This window comes from Thermotoga sp. 2812B, assembly GCF_000789335.1.
Lineage (GTDB): Bacteria > Thermotogota > Thermotogae > Thermotogales > Thermotogaceae > Thermotoga > Thermotoga maritima.
In genome coordinates this window covers 1,390,603-1,406,539 of record NZ_CP003408.1, presented here as the reverse complement: position 1 = coordinate 1,406,539, position 15,937 = coordinate 1,390,603, and the positions used below count along the sequence as shown (strand labels likewise).

At 47.3% G+C, this 15,937-nt stretch carries 13 protein-coding genes; 12 read left to right on the top strand and 1 reads right to left on the bottom strand.

Annotated elements, in window-relative coordinates; genetic code table 11:
- Positions 1-37: 37 nt before the first annotated feature.
- Entirely contained in the window at positions 38-1,186 is a 1,149-nt protein-coding gene (locus T2812B_RS07230; RefSeq protein ID WP_004081662.1) for an inositol-3-phosphate synthase, read from the bottom strand.
- 261 nt (positions 1,187-1,447) lie between these two features.
- Here T2812B_RS07230 and T2812B_RS07225 point away from each other — a divergent pair, with 261 nt between their 5' ends.
- The 12 genes from T2812B_RS07225 to T2812B_RS07170 all read left to right on the top strand — a co-directional run bounded on the left by T2812B_RS07225 (position 1,448) and on the right by T2812B_RS07170 (position 15,937).
- A complete protein-coding gene (locus T2812B_RS07225; RefSeq protein ID WP_012311059.1) occupies positions 1,448-1,675 on the top strand; it encodes an NAD(P)H-dependent oxidoreductase subunit E in 228 nt (75 codons plus the stop codon).
- Positions 1,668-3,233, top strand: a complete 1,566-nt coding sequence (locus tag T2812B_RS07220) for a [Fe-Fe] hydrogenase large subunit C-terminal domain-containing protein (protein WP_004081666.1) — start codon at positions 1,668-1,670, stop codon at positions 3,231-3,233. The genes T2812B_RS07225 and T2812B_RS07220 overlap by 8 nt, the downstream gene beginning before the upstream one ends.
- Positions 3,220-4,359 (top strand): SpoIIE family protein phosphatase, encoded by a 1,140-nt coding sequence (locus T2812B_RS07215; protein WP_004081668.1) that lies wholly within the window; start codon positions 3,220-3,222, stop codon positions 4,357-4,359. Before T2812B_RS07220 ends, T2812B_RS07215 begins: the two co-directional genes overlap by 14 nt.
- 12 nt (positions 4,360-4,371) lie before the next feature.
- Positions 4,372-4,857 carry an NADH-quinone oxidoreductase subunit NuoE gene (gene nuoE / locus T2812B_RS07210; RefSeq protein WP_004081672.1) on the top strand — a complete coding sequence of 162 codons (486 nt, stop codon included), beginning with the start codon at positions 4,372-4,374 and terminating at the stop codon, positions 4,855-4,857.
- Complete coding sequence (locus T2812B_RS07205) at positions 4,850-6,730, top strand: NADH-ubiquinone oxidoreductase-F iron-sulfur binding region domain-containing protein (RefSeq protein ID WP_004081675.1); 1,881 nt, start codon at positions 4,850-4,852, stop codon at positions 6,728-6,730. Before nuoE ends, T2812B_RS07205 begins: the two co-directional genes overlap by 8 nt.
- 13 nt (positions 6,731-6,743) lie before the next feature.
- On the top strand, positions 6,744-8,681 hold the full coding sequence (locus T2812B_RS07200; protein ID WP_004081677.1) for a [Fe-Fe] hydrogenase large subunit C-terminal domain-containing protein: 1,938 nt from the start codon (positions 6,744-6,746) through the stop codon (positions 8,679-8,681).
- Positions 8,674-9,288, top strand: a complete 615-nt coding sequence (locus tag T2812B_RS07195) for a redox-sensing transcriptional repressor Rex (RefSeq protein WP_004081679.1) — start codon at positions 8,674-8,676, stop codon at positions 9,286-9,288. Before T2812B_RS07200 ends, T2812B_RS07195 begins: the two co-directional genes overlap by 8 nt.
- Before the next feature lie 108 nt (positions 9,289-9,396).
- A complete protein-coding gene (locus T2812B_RS07190; protein WP_008195112.1) occupies positions 9,397-11,097 on the top strand; it encodes a methyl-accepting chemotaxis protein in 1,701 nt (566 codons plus the stop codon).
- Positions 11,098-11,176: 79 nt separating this feature from the next.
- Positions 11,177-12,667, top strand: a complete 1,491-nt coding sequence (gene glpK / locus T2812B_RS07185) for a glycerol kinase GlpK (RefSeq protein ID WP_008195110.1) — start codon at positions 11,177-11,179, stop codon at positions 12,665-12,667.
- Entirely contained in the window at positions 12,622-13,209 is a 588-nt protein-coding gene (locus tag T2812B_RS07180) for a glycerol-3-phosphate responsive antiterminator (protein ID WP_051001666.1), read from the top strand. Before glpK ends, T2812B_RS07180 begins: the two co-directional genes overlap by 46 nt.
- A gap of 80 nt (positions 13,210-13,289) precedes the next feature.
- Positions 13,290-14,729, top strand: a complete 1,440-nt coding sequence (locus tag T2812B_RS07175; RefSeq protein WP_008195106.1) for an NAD(P)/FAD-dependent oxidoreductase — start codon at positions 13,290-13,292, stop codon at positions 14,727-14,729.
- A complete protein-coding gene (locus T2812B_RS07170; RefSeq protein ID WP_008195104.1) occupies positions 14,726-15,937 on the top strand; it encodes an NAD(P)/FAD-dependent oxidoreductase in 1,212 nt (403 codons plus the stop codon). The genes T2812B_RS07175 and T2812B_RS07170 overlap by 4 nt, the downstream gene beginning before the upstream one ends.

Here is a 15,937-nt window from a genome sequence, read left to right as displayed (position 1 = left end):
ACCACCCCCACGAAAAGAAATGAGGGGCTCAAGCCCCTCACAGCCACTTCGGTTTCAATCCCGCCCAGATTCTCATCTTCTCGTAAGCAATGATTCTTGGGATGTTCTTTTCTTCCGCCGGTCCCGGGTTCTTCATGTAGAAGGCGTTCACTGGGTAGACCGTTCCGAACTCCTTCCTGTCGAGTGCGATCTTTCCGAGTCTCACAAGGTCAACAAGGAGACCTCCAAGAGCCGGGCTGTCGTTTATTCTTCCGTTTATCATGAGCTCATCTGTAGCACCGTTGAAACTCACGTACTCGATGTGAATGGCTATGAACTTTTTATCTCCAAGTGGTTCAAGATACCCTGTAGGTTTTATGTAATGCGGTGCATCGTAACCGAGAATGTCCTTCACTATACTGGATTTGGTGAATTCTTTACTCTTGTTCTTTCCATCGTCTGTGAGTGCCAGAAAGTCCATGTTCCCTCCTATGTTGAACTGCGCAACATCTTTGACGTACCTGTTTCTCTGGGCAAGATGGCTGAGAACGTCCGCTGTGAACGGTGTGGCACCGGTAGCACCGTCGTCTCCGAAAACGACGAGGTTGTTCTCCTTCGCGAGTTCAACGAAAGCCGGGTCGTTCGCTATGAAGGTCGGAATAACGTTCACAAAAGCCGCTCCTCCACGCTTGTTCGCGTACAGTGCCGCTGCGTAAGCGTACACCTGAGTTGCAGTGAGTCTCTCTTTGTCGTTGTTTTCGATAGCTTTCAGAAGATCTTCTTTGTTCCCGAAGGGCACGAAAGCTTCTGTAGTACAGGTGTTCACGATCACATCGGGATCGAGTTCTGTCCATTCCTTGACGAGAGTATCAACTGCTTCCTTCAGAGTCATGCTGTCTTCGAGACCTTCAGCTTCGATGGGGAGGTTCCTCACGCTTCCAAGGTGTACTCCTTTGCGAATCTCAGGATCACTCGTCAGCGAGTCAACATCGTTCCAGTACTGCTTCACCACTTCGCTCAGTTTCTTTCCAATCTTCGCTCTGTCCACGTCGTAGCTTCCAACAATCTTGATGTCTTCGAAGCCGATGGGAAGTTCCCTTGCAAGGGGCACTCCGTAAGGTTCTATTTCCCCTTTCCTGAGCTTTTCAAGTCCGGCAACGAATGTACTGGCAACGTAGCCCTGACCGAGGATCAGGACCTTGACCATATGTTTCACCTCCTTAGCTTTTGTTTTTGATATGGAAGGAAAGTAACATGGTAAGAGTGTAATGTAAGAGCCGTTTCTATTATATCACGTTTTTACAGTCATATATTTCAAGTGCTTTACCAATAGTTTTCTTTTTAGTGAATCAGTTTGTTTACAAAACTTGTGAAGTAGGTAACAACATAGAGCATTCCCTTGACTTCTCCTGAAAAATAGTGAAAAATATAACGTGAAAAGGTTCACGATTTGAAAGGAACGATGGACATGATTGTGAGAGTGTGTATGGGGAGTTCTTGTCATTTGAAGGGATCTTACGAGGTTGTCAGGAGATTTCAAGAGCTTCAAAAGAAATACAACTTCAAGCTGTACGGCTCATTGTGTTTTGGAAACTGTTCTCAGGGAGTCTGCGTTGAAATAGATGGCCGATTGTTCAGCAGAGTAACTCCCGAAAATGCTGAGGAAATTCTAAAGAAGGTGCTTCAAAATGGCTGAACTCATATTCTCAAGAGAAACGGACTGCAGATACTGCTACAAGTGCTTGAGAAACTGTCCCGTTAAAGCCATATCTTTCAAATCTGGAAAATCGACAGTCTTAGAAGAAGAATGTGTTTTTTGCGGATCTTGCCTGGATATCTGTCCTCAGAATGCGAGAAGTTATCGGAAAGACGTCGAAAGATTTCTGAGTTTGTCCGAACCGTTTCTTGTTTCAATAGCACCGTCTTTCTTCGCTTACTTTGAAAATCCTCTGAAAGTTATCGGTGTTCTGAAAGAGATGGGTGCTGTGGTAGTTCAGGAAACAGCCGTGGGTGCGGAGATCGTTTCCAGAAGGTACGAAGAGGTCTTTGAAAAACACTCCGGTCCCTTCATAACAACGGCCTGCCCTGTGGTTGTGAATCTCGCTGAGAAACATTTTCCTAATGTTTTGAAGTACTTTGCACCCGTTGATTCTCCTCTGATGACGCACGCGAAGTTTTTGAAGACACGATACGGTGACTTCCCAATTGTGTTTGTTGGACCATGCATAGCAAAGAAATCCGAAAGCGACCTCGTTGACGTTGCACTCACCTTCGAAGAACTCGAGGAGATCCTCGAAGAAAGAGAAGGAAAAGAAGCTCTTCCGGACGGTCCGTATCCAGACAGGGCTCGGTTTTATCCGACAACAGATGGTATAGGCTACACCGTTTCTGTTCCATGGGAAAAAAAGCTCGTGGTTGAAGGCGTCGAGAACCTGATGAGAGTCTTTTCCAGGATAGATGAATACAAAAGTGTTTTCATAGAGGCTTCTGCATGCTACGGCAGCTGTTTGAACGGACCTGTGATGAAGAAAAAAAGCAACGGAAAAGAAAGACTTCTTGAATGGCAGAAGAAACTCCCAAAAGAACCGAAGGTGAATCACCTCAAGATCGATACCTTCAGGAGCTACAGAAACAAGTCCAGGAACGTGGAAGTTCCAGAAGAGGAAATAAAAAAGGTTCTCGTGTCCATAGGTAAAGACGATCCATCCAAAGAATTGAACTGCGGTGCGTGTGGATACGATTCGTGCCGTGAAAAAGCCAGGGCCGTGGTCCTTGGAAAAGCGGAAAAGGAGATGTGCTTTGTGTACCTGCTTGATCTGGTCAAATCTTCCAGTTACAGGGTCGTTGAAGAGTCTCCGAACGCTGTATTCGTTTTGAAAGACGAAAAAGTGATCTACAGAAACAGGGTAGCCGGGGAACTGATCCAGAATTATCCAGAGATCCTGGAACGTGCGAAGGGCTCTGTGGGAGAAACTCTCACCATCGAAGGAAAGAGATTCTTCTTCGTGAAGGAATTTTCTCTCGAGGATGGAGAAGAAGTCATCATGCTAGTGGATATCACACAGGAAAAACTGAAAGACGAAGAACTCGACAAGGTAAAAAGGGAAACACTCAGAAAAGTCGAAGAAATGCTGAACAAACAAATGAGAATCGCTCAAGAAATTGCTGGAATACTCGGTGAATCTATCGCGGAAACCAAGAGCAGTTTCATGGAACTGAAGATGTTCATGGAGGGAGAAAATGCTGACCTGTGATGTCTTCTTTGCCTCGAAAAACAAAAAAGGCGAAGAGGTGTGTGGAGACTCGATAAAGGTCAAGAGAGAGAGTGAAAAAATAGTGGTCAGCGTTTCCGACGGACTGGGAAGCGGAATAAAAGCGAGTATTCTCTCGACTCTCACAGCGACCATAGCCTCCACGATGTTGATGAACGGTCTTCCTGTAACAGATGTGTTCAGAACGATCCTCGCGACACTTCCCATTTGCAGAGTGAGAAAAATCAGCTACTCCAATTTGTGTTCTGTGGTGTGTGACTTCAAAAACAATACCTGCACCGTCGTCGAATACGAGTTTCCGGTTGTGATGCTGTTCAAAGGAGAAAGAAGGGTCTTTCCTGAGAAACAGGGACTCGAGATAGAGGGAAAAAAGGTCTTCGTGTGGCAGTTTCGATCTGAAGCTGGAACTCTACTCCTTCTGGCAACGGATGGGCTCTCTCAGGCGGGAATGGGAACGGATCTTTTTCCACTGGGTTTCGGTGTGGAAAACATAGAAAAAGAGATGAAGCATCTTCTGAAAAACCACGTTTCTCCCGAAAACATCGTCAGGCACTTTGTAAAGCTCGCAGAAAAACTGGATCAGGAAGTGAGAGGTGACGATACGCTCGTTGCCTGTTTGAATTTCCGTGAAAAGCGCATTCTGAATCTGTTCGTCGGACCACCTGAGGACAGAAAAAAAGACGAAGAGTACGTGAGGACGTTTCTCAGCCTTCCTGGAAAAAAGATTGTTTGTGGAGGAACAACAGGTCAGATCTTTGAAAGGGTTACGGGAAAGAAAGTTGAGATCGATCTGTACACCCTCTCGGAAAACTCTCCGCCTGTTGGATACATGGAAGGAATCGATCTCATGACGGAAGGAATCGTCACCCTGACTCAGGTGTTCAGGTACCTCGAAGGGCAATCAGAAGAATTGGGATACGGTGCGAAGTTCATCGTCAAAAGTCTTCTGGAAGCCGATGAAATCAACTTTTTCGTTGGAAGGGCAATAAACCCAGCTCATCAGAATCCTCTGTTCAGCCACGATATCTCTTTGAAGTTCAGACTAGTCAAGGATATCGCTCAGATCCTTCGGGAAAAGGGAAAAATAGTGAACGTTCAATACTGTTAGGAGGTGTTGGCGTTGGAAAGACACTTCGAAAAGGTCGAAGAAATTTTGAAGAAATACGGTTACAAGAGAGAGAATCTGATAAAGATCCTCCTCGAGATCCAGGAGATCTACAGGTACCTTCCAGAGGATGTGATCAACTACGTGAGCACCGCTATGGGAATTCCTCCCGCAAAGATCTACGGAGTGGCGACCTTCTACGCTCAGTTCTCTCTGAAACCAAAAGGAAAGTACACAATCATGGTGTGCGATGGGACTGCCTGTCACATGGCAGGATCTCCAGAAGTACTCAAAGCAATCGAAGAAGAAACGGGTCTCACTCCTGGAAACGTCACGGAAGATCTAATGTTCAGTCTCGATCAGGTTGGATGCCTCGGAGCCTGCGCGCTCGCACCGGTCATGGTGATAAACGGTGAGGTCTATGGAAACCTCACGGCCGATAAGGTGAAAGAAATCCTGAGAAAAATAAAAGAGAAAGAGAGGGAGAGCGCCAATGTTTAAGAACGCGAAAGAGTTCGTCCAGTACGCAAACAAACTGAAAACCCTGAGAGAGAAAAAACTGAACGGTGTCTCTATATACGTCTGCGTCGGAACTGGCTGTACCGCGAAAGGTGCTCTCAAAGTTTACAGCGCTTTCGAAGAAGAGCTCAAAAAGAGAAACCTCCTCGGACAGGTCACGCTGGAAAAGATCGATGATGACAAAGTCACGTTGAACAGAACAGGGTGCTGTGGAAGGTGTTCTTCCGGTCCCCTCGTGAAGATCATGCCCTACAGGTTCTTCTATTCAAACGTTGCACCTGAAGACGTCCCGGAGATCGTGGACAGAACCGTCCTCAAGGGTGAACCCATAGAAAGACTCTTTCTGACGGATCCCCTCACGGGGGAAAAGGTTCCCAGAATAGAGGACACCACGCTTTTCAAAAATCAGGATTTCTACATCATGGAGGCCATAGGTGAGTCCGAGTGTGACAGCATAGAAGACTACATCGCACGGAGTGGATACGAATCTCTCGTCAAAGCCCTCACTTCAATGACACCGGAAGAAATCATAGAAACGGTGAAGGCATCCGGTCTCAGAGGAAGAGGTGGAGGAGGATTTCCAACAGGTCTCAAATGGGAATTCACCAGAAAAGCGCAGGGTGATATAAAGTTCGTCGTCTGCAACGGTGACGAAGGAGATCCCGGAGCGTTCATGAACAGAACCCTTCTCGAGAGAGACCCCCATCTCGTTCTCGAGGGAATGATAATAGCGGGTTACGCGGTTGGTGCACAGAAAGGCTACGCTTACATAAGGGCTGAGTATCCGTTCGCAGTCAAAATGTTCAAAAAAGCCATAGAAGATGCCAGAAAACTCGGTCTTCTTGGGGAAAACATACTCGGTACTGGATTCTCTTTCGACCTCGAGGTGAAGGAAGGTGCCGGCGCGTTCGTCTGCGGTGAAGAAACAGCACTGCTCGCTTCCATAGAAGGGAAAAGAGGTATGCCCAGACCAAAGCCACCGTTCCCGGCTCAGTCTGGTCTCTGGGGTAAACCCACCCTCATAAACAACGTGGAAACATACGCGAACATACCAAGAATACTCAGAGACGGTGTAGAAAACTACAGAAAACGCGGAACGGAAAATTCACCGGGAACCAAGATGTTCTCCGTTGCCGGTCCCCTCAAAGCCACCGGTATCATCGAAGTTGAATTCGGCACCACCCTGAGAGATATCATCTACAACATATGTGGAGGATTCGTTGAAGGAGAAGAGTTCAAAGCGGTTCAGATTGGAGGACCGTCCGGAGCGTGTCTTTCCGAAGATTTCATCGACATGCCCCTCGATTACGACACACTGAAAAAAGCTGATGCGATGGTAGGATCCGGTGGAATAGTCGTGATTACAAAGAAAACGTGTATGGTAGAGGTTGCAAGGTTCTTCCTCGATTTCACCAAGAGGGAATCCTGTGGAAAGTGCGTGCCGTGCAGGGAAGGAACCATGCAGGCGTACAACATATTGGAGAAGTTCACCCACGGAAAAGCCACATACGAGGATCTCAAAACTCTCGAACACCTTTCAAAAACAATAAAGACCGCTTCTCTCTGTGGACTCGGAAAGACCGCTCCCAACCCCATTCTCAGTACACTGAAGCTCTTCAGAGAGGAGTACATTGCACACATCGAAGGAGAATGTCCAAGCGGAATGTGCACGGCGTTCAAGAAATACGTCATCAATCCAGATATCTGTAAAGGTTGTGGACTCTGTGCCAGATCCTGTCCACAGAACGCCATAACCGGAGAAAGAGGAAAACCGTACACGATAGATCAGGAAAAGTGTGTAAAGTGCGGTCTCTGTGCGAGTAAATGTCCGTTCAAAGCCATAGAGCTTGTCTGAGGAGGGAAGAAAAATGAAAATTTACGTTGATGGAAGAGAAGTTATCATAAATGACAACGAGCGTAACCTCCTTGAAGCGCTGAAGAACGTGGGGATAGAGATTCCGAATCTGTGTTATCTTTCGGAGGCTTCTATATATGGAGCCTGTAGAATGTGTCTTGTGGAGATCAACGGTCAGATCACCACTTCCTGTACCCTGAAACCGTACGAAGGTATGAAGGTAAAAACGAACACCCCCGAAATATACGAAATGAGAAGAAACATCCTCGAACTCATCCTCGCAACTCACAACAGGGACTGCACCACCTGCGATAGAAACGGAAGCTGTAAACTTCAGAAGTACGCTGAAGACTTCGGCATAAGAAAGATCAGATTCGAGGCTCTCAAGAAAGAACACGTCAGGGACGAATCCGCTCCGGTAGTGAGAGATACATCCAAGTGTATTCTCTGCGGTGACTGTGTTCGCGTGTGTGAAGAAATTCAGGGAGTCGGTGTTATCGAGTTCGCAAAGCGCGGTTTTGAAAGCGTTGTGACAACCGCTTTTGATACTCCCCTCATAGAGACGGAGTGTGTGCTCTGCGGACAGTGTGTAGCCTACTGTCCAACGGGAGCTCTGAGCATCAGAAACGACATAGACAAGTTGATCGAAGCTCTCGAAAGCGATAAGATCGTGATAGGAATGATCGCACCTGCGGTGAGGGCTGCGATTCAGGAAGAGTTTGGAATAGACGAAGACGTCGCAATGGCGGAAAAACTCGTCTCTTTCCTGAAAACGATAGGCTTCGATAAAGTCTTCGATGTGTCGTTCGGAGCAGACCTTGTCGCCTACGAAGAAGCCCACGAGTTCTATGAAAGACTCAAAAAAGGAGAAAGACTTCCACAGTTCACCTCATGCTGTCCCGCATGGGTGAAGCACGCTGAGCACACCTATCCTCAGTACCTTCAGAATCTCTCGAGCGTGAAATCACCTCAACAGGCACTCGGTACGGTGATAAAGAAGATCTACGCAAGAAAACTCGGTGTTCCCGAAGAAAAGATCTTCCTCGTTTCGTTCATGCCGTGTACCGCTAAAAAGTTCGAAGCAGAAAGAGAAGAACACGAAGGAATCGTTGACATTGTCCTCACAACAAGGGAACTCGCTCAACTCATCAAGATGAGCAGAATAGACATAAACAGAGTAGAACCCCAGCCGTTCGACAGACCTTACGGAGTGTCTTCGCAGGCGGGTCTCGGTTTTGGAAAAGCCGGTGGGGTCTTCTCCTGTGTTCTTTCTGTGTTGAACGAGGAAATCGGCATAGAAAAAGTCGATGTAAAATCTCCGGAAGATGGCATCAGGGTAGCGGAAGTTACACTCAAAGATGGTACGTCTTTCAAAGGAGCTGTCATATACGGTCTTGGTAAGGTGAAGAAGTTCCTCGAAGAAAGAAAAGACGTGGAGATTATCGAAGTAATGGCCTGTAACTACGGATGTGTGGGTGGGGGAGGACAGCCTTACCCGAACGATTCCAGAATCAGAGAACACAGGGCAAAAGTGCTAAGAGACACCATGGGAATAAAATCTCTCCTCACACCCGTGGAAAACCTCTTTCTCATGAAACTCTACGAGGAAGATCTGAAAGACGAACACACAAGACACGAAATTCTCCACACCACCTACCGACCGAGGAGAAGATACCCGGAAAAAGATGTGGAAATACTGCCCGTTCCAAACGGCGAAAAGAGAACGGTGAAAGTCTGTCTTGGAACCTCCTGTTACACGAAAGGGTCTTACGAGATATTGAAAAAGCTTGTCGACTACGTCAAAGAGAACGATATGGAAGGAAAGATAGAAGTGCTGGGAACGTTCTGCGTGGAAAACTGCGGTGCTTCTCCAAACGTGATCGTGGATGATAAAATCATAGGTGGTGCCACTTTTGAGAAGGTGCTGGAGGAGCTTTCGAAAAATGGCTGAAATGATACACCTTCCAAGATCTACCTTTGAAAGGTTGAAGATGTACCGAAAAGTTCTGGAAGCGACAAAAAAACCTTACATCTCCTCCGACGAAATCGCAAGATTTCTCGAAATAAACCCGGATCTTGTGAGAAAAGACTTTTCCTATCTTAACTGTCAGGGAAAGCCCAGGGTCGGCTACGATGTGGAAGAACTCAGAAAAGAACTCGACGATCTCTTCGGAGTGAACAACACCACTAACATGATCATTGTCGGAGCGAATGACCTCGCGAGGGCTTTGTTGAGCTTGGACTTTTCGAAAGCCGGTGTGAAAGTCGTAGCCGTGTTCGATACAGAGAGGGAAAACGTGGGAAAGTTCATAGGAGAATTCGCTGTCAGAGAACTGGACGTTCTGGAAAGAGTCATCAGAAGGTTCGATGCGGAGATAGCCGCACTGTGCGTTTCAAAAGACAGAGCGCAGGCTACAGCCGAATTTCTCATCGAAAAAGGAATAAAAGCCGTATGGAACTTCACGGGAGTTCATCTCGACCTTCCAGAAGGTGTCATAGTCGTGGAAGAGGATCTCACTCAGTCTCTTCTCACAATAAAACATCTTCTGAAGAAATGAAAAACGTCTTGAAAAGAAAAAAAGGGGCGTTCAGCCCCTTTTTTCATTATGGTATAATTCCAGTGCTAAGTTAATCTTCAAAAACATTTCAGCAGGGAGGTTTCAGACATGAGAAGTATCGCCTCTAAAGTTCTGGTAATCGGCGTGGTGGTTGTCCTGGCGTTTTTCGTGACACAGTACGTTCTTCTGAACACAACCGTTTTCAACTCGATCATGGAAAGGAAAAAAGAAGAAGCAAAACACCTGGTTGAATCCGTGTACGGTATTCTGGAGAGAGCCTACGAAATGGAGCAAAAAGGAGAGCTCACAAGAGAACAGGCACAGGAACTGGCAAAATCACTGATAGGAAAGATCCGGTACGACGACAACAACTACTTCTGGATCAACGACACCCATCCCAGAATGGTGTTTCATCCCATCAAACCAGAAATGAACGGTCAGGATCTGAGCAACTACAAGGACCCGAACGGTGTGTACCTGTTCAATGAAATGGTGAAAGTAGCGAAAGAAAAAGGAGAAGGGTTCGTCTCTTATTCTTGGCCCAAAGCAGGAAGCGACAAACCAGAACCCAAGATTTCTTATGTGAAACTCTTCGAGCCCTGGGGATGGATCGTCGGAACTGGAATATACGTGGACGATGTGAAAGTAACGGTCGGAAATCTCATCTTTAGAAATGTTCTGACAGTTTCGGTAATAGGAATCGCAGTGATAATAATGATCTTCTTCTATGGAAGAGTGCTTTCGAGAAAGACGAAAGCCGTTTTGTCTGCCCTCGAGAAGATATCGAGTGGAGATCTGTCTGTCTCCGTTGATATAAAATCGAAGGACGAGTTCGGTCTCATAGCGCAGAAATTGAACGAAACCGTTGGAAATCTCAGAAAGATGGTTCAGGAGATCGATAAATCCCAGGACGAGGTGGAAAGAGTTTCTGAGGAGCTATTCGCCCTCTCCCAACAGCTTCGCAGTGCCCTTGAAGAGATAGCGAGAGCTTCTGACACGATCAGCAAAGAGGTTCAGAACGCTTCCGCGTCCATAGAGGAAGTCACATCAGGTTCTGAAGAAGTTTCCGCCAACTCTCAGAACATTTCCAAACTCATTCAAGAAATCTCGGAAAACGCAGACAACATAGCAGATTTCGCGAGGAACGGTCAGAGGGTCCTCGAAGAGGCGGTCAAAAAGGTGGAAGATGTCTCAGAGAATTCCAGAGAAACGGCCGATGTCGTTTCGAATGTGACGGAGAGCGCAAGAAACATCGAGGAGATTGTAAGAACCATCCAGAGTATCGCAGAGCAGACGAACCTCCTCGCACTGAACGCGGCTATAGAGGCAGCAAGAGCAGGAGAAGCGGGAAGAGGCTTTGCGGTGGTTGCCGATGAGATCAGAAAACTCGCTGAAGAGAGTCAGAAAGCCACAGAAGAGATCAGCCAGATACTCGAAAACATCAGAGAAGGTGTTGAAAGAACGAACGAAATGTCGAAGAAAAATGTGGAGATCACGAAAGATGCCAGAAGACTGGTCGAAGAATCCTACGAAAGCTTCAACCAGATCGTGACCAGAATAGAAGACCTCGCCGCGAGAATCGAAGGAATCGCTGCAAGCGCACAAGAACTCAGCGCAGCCTCCGAAGAGATGAGCAGTGCGCTCGATGCGGTTGCCAAGACAACCACAACGGTCGCAGACGAAGTGGAAGAAGTGTCCGAAAACATAACAGAACAGGAGAAAGCAGCAAAGAGAATAGCAGACATCGGAACAGAACTGAAGAAACTCTCCGATGAATTGAAAGAAGACGTGGAAAAGTTCAAAATCTAATCTGCTAAAATACTAACAGAGAACAAGAGAGCCCTGGGGGAAGTTCCCCAGGGCTTTTCACATTCAAAGGGGGGGTTGTATGAAATACATTCTTTCTCTCGATCAAGGTACAACAAGCTCCAGAGCGATCGTTTTCGATGAAAAAGGAAACGTGGTATCGAAGGTCAACAAAGAATTCAGGCAGATCTATCCAAGACCGGGGTGGGTAGAACACGATCCCGTGGAGATTTGGGAATCACAGATCGAAGTGGCAAAGAAAGCCATCGAAGAAGCAGGGATAAAACCAGAAGACATCGCCGCAATAGGTATCACAAACCAGAGGGAAACAACCATCGTCTGGGACAAAAACACCGGAAAACCAGTTTACAACGCCATAGTCTGGCAGTGTAGAAGAACCGCTCCCATCTGTGATGAGCTGAAGAAAAAAGGATACTCAGAGTTCATTCGAGAAAGAACTGGTCTTGTCATCGATGCGTACTTTTCTGGAACAAAGATCAAGTGGATTCTCGACAACGTCGAGGGAGTGAGAGAAAAGGCAGAGAAAGGAGAAGTTCTCTTTGGAACAGTTGACACCTGGCTCATATGGAATCTCACAGGTGGAAGGGTTCACGTCACGGACTATTCGAACGCTTCCAGAACGATGATCTTCAATATCCACAAACTCGATTGGGACGATGAAATCCTGGAACTTCTAAACATACCGAGGGCAATGCTTCCACAGGTGATGCCGTCGAGTCACGTGTACGGTTACACAGCAAAGGATATCTTCGGAGTGGAAATACCTATAGCTGGAGACGCAGGGGATCAACAGGCGGCACTGCTTGGGCAAGCCTGCTTCCAGCCAGGCATGTTGAAAAACACTTACGGAACAGGATGTTTCCTCCTCATGAACACCGGAGAAAAAGCCTTTGAATCGAAATCCGGTCTTCTCACAACCATCGCGTGGGGAATAAATGGGAAGGTTTACTATGCCCTCGAAGGCAGCATATTCATCACAGGCGCCGCTGTGCAATGGCTAAGGGATGGTCTGAGGATCATCTCAAACGCCGCAGAAACCGAAGAACTCGCCACAAAAGTGCCGGACAACGGAGGAGTGTTCTTCGTTCCCGCCTTCGTCGGACTCGGTGCTCCCTACTGGGACATGTACGCTCGAGGTTTGATCATAGGCATAACCAGAGGTACCACCAGAGAGCATATAGTGAGGGCCGTTCTTGAGTCGATCGCCTACCAGACAAGAGATGTGGTAGAAGTCATGGAAAAAGACAGCGATATAAAGGTGGGAACCCTCCGGGTCGATGGTGGAGCCGTTGTAAACAACTTCCTGATGCAGTTTCAGGCTGACATACTCGGGATTCCTGTGGAGCGCCCAGTTGTAAACGAAACGACGGCACTTGGAGCTGCCTACCTTGCAGGGCTCGCAGTTGGGTACTGGAAAGATCAGAGAGAGATAGCTTCTCTCTGGCAACTCGACAGAAGATTTGAACCTTCTATGAATTCCGAAGAAAGAGAGAGGCTGTATTCAAAATGGAAAGAGGCAGTGTCGAGATCCCTCGGATGGGAAAAACGATGAACTTGTATCCTGTAATTCCAGCTGTCAGGGCAGAAAAGGATATTGAAGAAGCCTTAGAATCACCTTCTGAAGTGATATTTTTGTTAACAGGAACTGTGATGAACATCGAAGAAATAGTCTACAAACTCAAGAACGGAAAAAAAGAAGTTTTCGTTCACGTGGATCTTGTAAAGGGGCTTTCATTAGACAGGTGTTCACTTGAATTTTTAAGAGAAATTGTAGGTGTCGACGGTATAATTTCTACACACATTCATCTTTTGAAAATAGCCAGAAAACTGGGTATGAGAATTATTCAAAGAGTATTCTTGGTAGATTCCGGTGCTTTAGAAAGTGGATTGGCTCAGGCAGAAGACTTAGAGCCAGATTTTCTAGAAATTCTTCCCGGTATAGTTCCAGAGTTCATCAAGGAGATAACGAAACGGTATTCTGGAGACATAATAGCGGGAGGATTGATAAGGAAAAAAGAGCAGGTTTTTGCTGCTTTAGAAGCAGGAGCAAAAGCAATATCAACGAGTTGCAAAGATCTATGGAAGATAATATAATTCTTGAAGGAGAGAGAAAAGAGAGAGCCATATCCCACGAGAGTGGGGTATGGCTCTTTTTGTTTAAGGAGGTGCAAACGATGAAGGCTGTCGTCATAGGTGGCGGAGTGTTTGGTTCTCTGATAGCGCGAGAGTTAACTAAGTACGACCTAGAAGTGACCCTCATAGAGAAAAATCTGGACATGGGCTGGGGTGTGACAAAGGCGAATTCCGCTGTCGTTCACGCTGGTTACGACGATCCACCTGAAAGCGTTCGTGCACAGTTTTGCGCGTCAGGCAATGCAATGTACGAAGATCTCTCGAAAGAGCTGGATTTTGATTTCAAAAGAATTGGATCTTTCGTAGTGGCGTTCAACGATGAGGAATTGAAAGAACTCGAACGTCTCCTAAAACAAGGCGAAGAAAACGGTGTCCCAGGTTTGACCATCCTGGAAAGAGACGAAGTTCTTTCCATGGAGCCGAATCTGAACCCAGAGGTCAAATATGCCCTCTACGCTCCCACTGCTGGCATCACAGAACCATGGATGGTTGCCATAGCAGCCGTGGAAAACGCCGTCCAGAACGGATTGAAACTCGTTCTTGGAGAAAGCGTCGTTGGCTTTGAGAAAGTCAACGGTCGAGTGAGGAAAGTTCACACCAGCAGAGGTGAATACGAAGCGGATATCGTGATAAACTGCGCTGGGCTCCACGCAGACGAGATAGCAAAGTTGGCCGGTGCAGAGTACGTTCCCCTGCATCCGAGAAAAGGCGAATACATTCTCCTTGATAAGAAACTTCAGGGTCTGGTCAAAAGGGTCATATTCCCCACACCCACTAAGATCTCGAAAGGGATACTCGTTCTTCCCACAGTCGATGGTGGAATCCTTCTGGGACCAACTGCCGAAGACCTTCCCGAAGAGATGAAAGACAGACCCATAACCACCAGAGAAGGTCTCGAAAAAGTTCGAGAATTCACAAGAAGGCTTGTACCTTCCCTCGATTTCTCCCTCGTGGTGAAAACCTTCTCAGGGCTGAGACCGGAAAGTCCACAAAAAGACTTCTTCATAAAAGTGAGCGAGACGGTGAAGAACTTCGTGAACGTTATGGCAACAAGATCTCCTGGTCTCACAGCAGCGCCGGCGGTGGCAAAGTACGTTGTTGAAGAGTTGATCCAGGAAAAAATGAGAATTCCTCTTGAGAAGAAAAAAGACTTCAAACCGGAAAGAAAGAGAATCGTTCACTATTCGGAACTTCCACTCGAAGAGTGGAGAAGGGAAATAGAAAGAGATCCACGTGCGGGAAGACTCGTTTGCTTCTGCAACGAAGTGACAGAGAAAGAAATAGTAGAAGCTATCAGAAGAGGAGCAAGGACACTCGACGGTGTGAAGTTCAGAACAAGAGCGATGTTCGGGAGATGCCAGGGGGGCTTCTGCATGGCTCGAATTCTCAAGATTCTGGAGAGAGAACTCGGTGTGGATATGTCGGAAATAAAGATGAAATCGGAGAACAGCTGGGTTGTGAACGGGAAGGTGAGAGAATGAGGGTCGACGTGATGGTGATAGGAGCCGGAGCTGCCGGAATGGCGGCGGCGTTGAAAGCAAAAGAAGAAGGGGCGGAAGTTCTTCTCGTCGAGAGAGACGAAAGAACCGGAGGAATATTGAACCAGTGTATACACAACGGTTTTGGTCTTCACTATTTCAGGCAGGAACTCACCGGACCGGAGTACGCTGAAAGATTCCAGGAAAAGATGGAAAAGATGGGAATAAGAGCGCTGACGAATGCTTATGTGAAACGTGTTGAGGACAGAAGGGTGATCCTCGTCACCGAACAAGGCATAGAGGAAGTAGAAGTGGGAGCGCTCGTCTACGCGACAGGTGCCAGGGAAAGACCTTTTGGTAGTCTCATGATCCCAGGAGACAGGCCCTCCGGTATCTTCACAGCCGGTGTTGCCCAGAGACTCATCAACATAGAAAACAGGCTCCCCGGAAAACGTGCTCTCATACTGGGCTCCGGAGATATAGGTCTCATCATGGCAAGAAGGCTCACCCTCGAGGGAATGGAAGTCGTCGGTGTTGTGGAGCGTCTACCGTACGCGGGAGGCCTCCTCAGGAACGTGATACAGTGTCTTGAGGACTACAACATACCTTTGTACCTCTCCAGCACAGTCGTTGAGGTGAGAGGAAGAGAAAGATTGGAAGAAGTCGTGGTCGCAAAAGTGGATGAACAGTTCAGACCCATTCCGAGAACGGAGAGGGTGTTCAAAGTGGACACGCTGGTTTTGTCCGTTGGACTCATTCCTCAGGTGGAATTGATAGAAAACCTGGTGGTGAAAAATCCGACCTCCAGAGGTGTGGGAGTTTCAAATATAGGCCAGACCTCCAGAGACTGGATCTTTTCCGCTGGAAACTGCACAGTGATCTTCGATCTGGTGGATTACGTGAGCTACGAGGGTGAGACGGCGGGACGGTACGCCGCAAAGTTCGTGAAAGGCGAGATCCCGCGAGAAAAGATTCCCGTGAGACCCGGAAAAAACGTGATGGTGGTTCATCCGATCTGGTACACCCCTGCAGAACCTCTCACTCTCTACCTGAGAGTGAAGAAACCCATGGAGAAAGGAAGACTCGTAGTTGGAAGGTTCGCAAGGGAATTCGAAGATCTCGTGCCGAGTGAGATGCTGAGGGTGAAAATTTCCGACAGGGATCTCGAAGGACTCGATGAAATCGTGGTGTCCGTCGAGGAGGTGAATTGA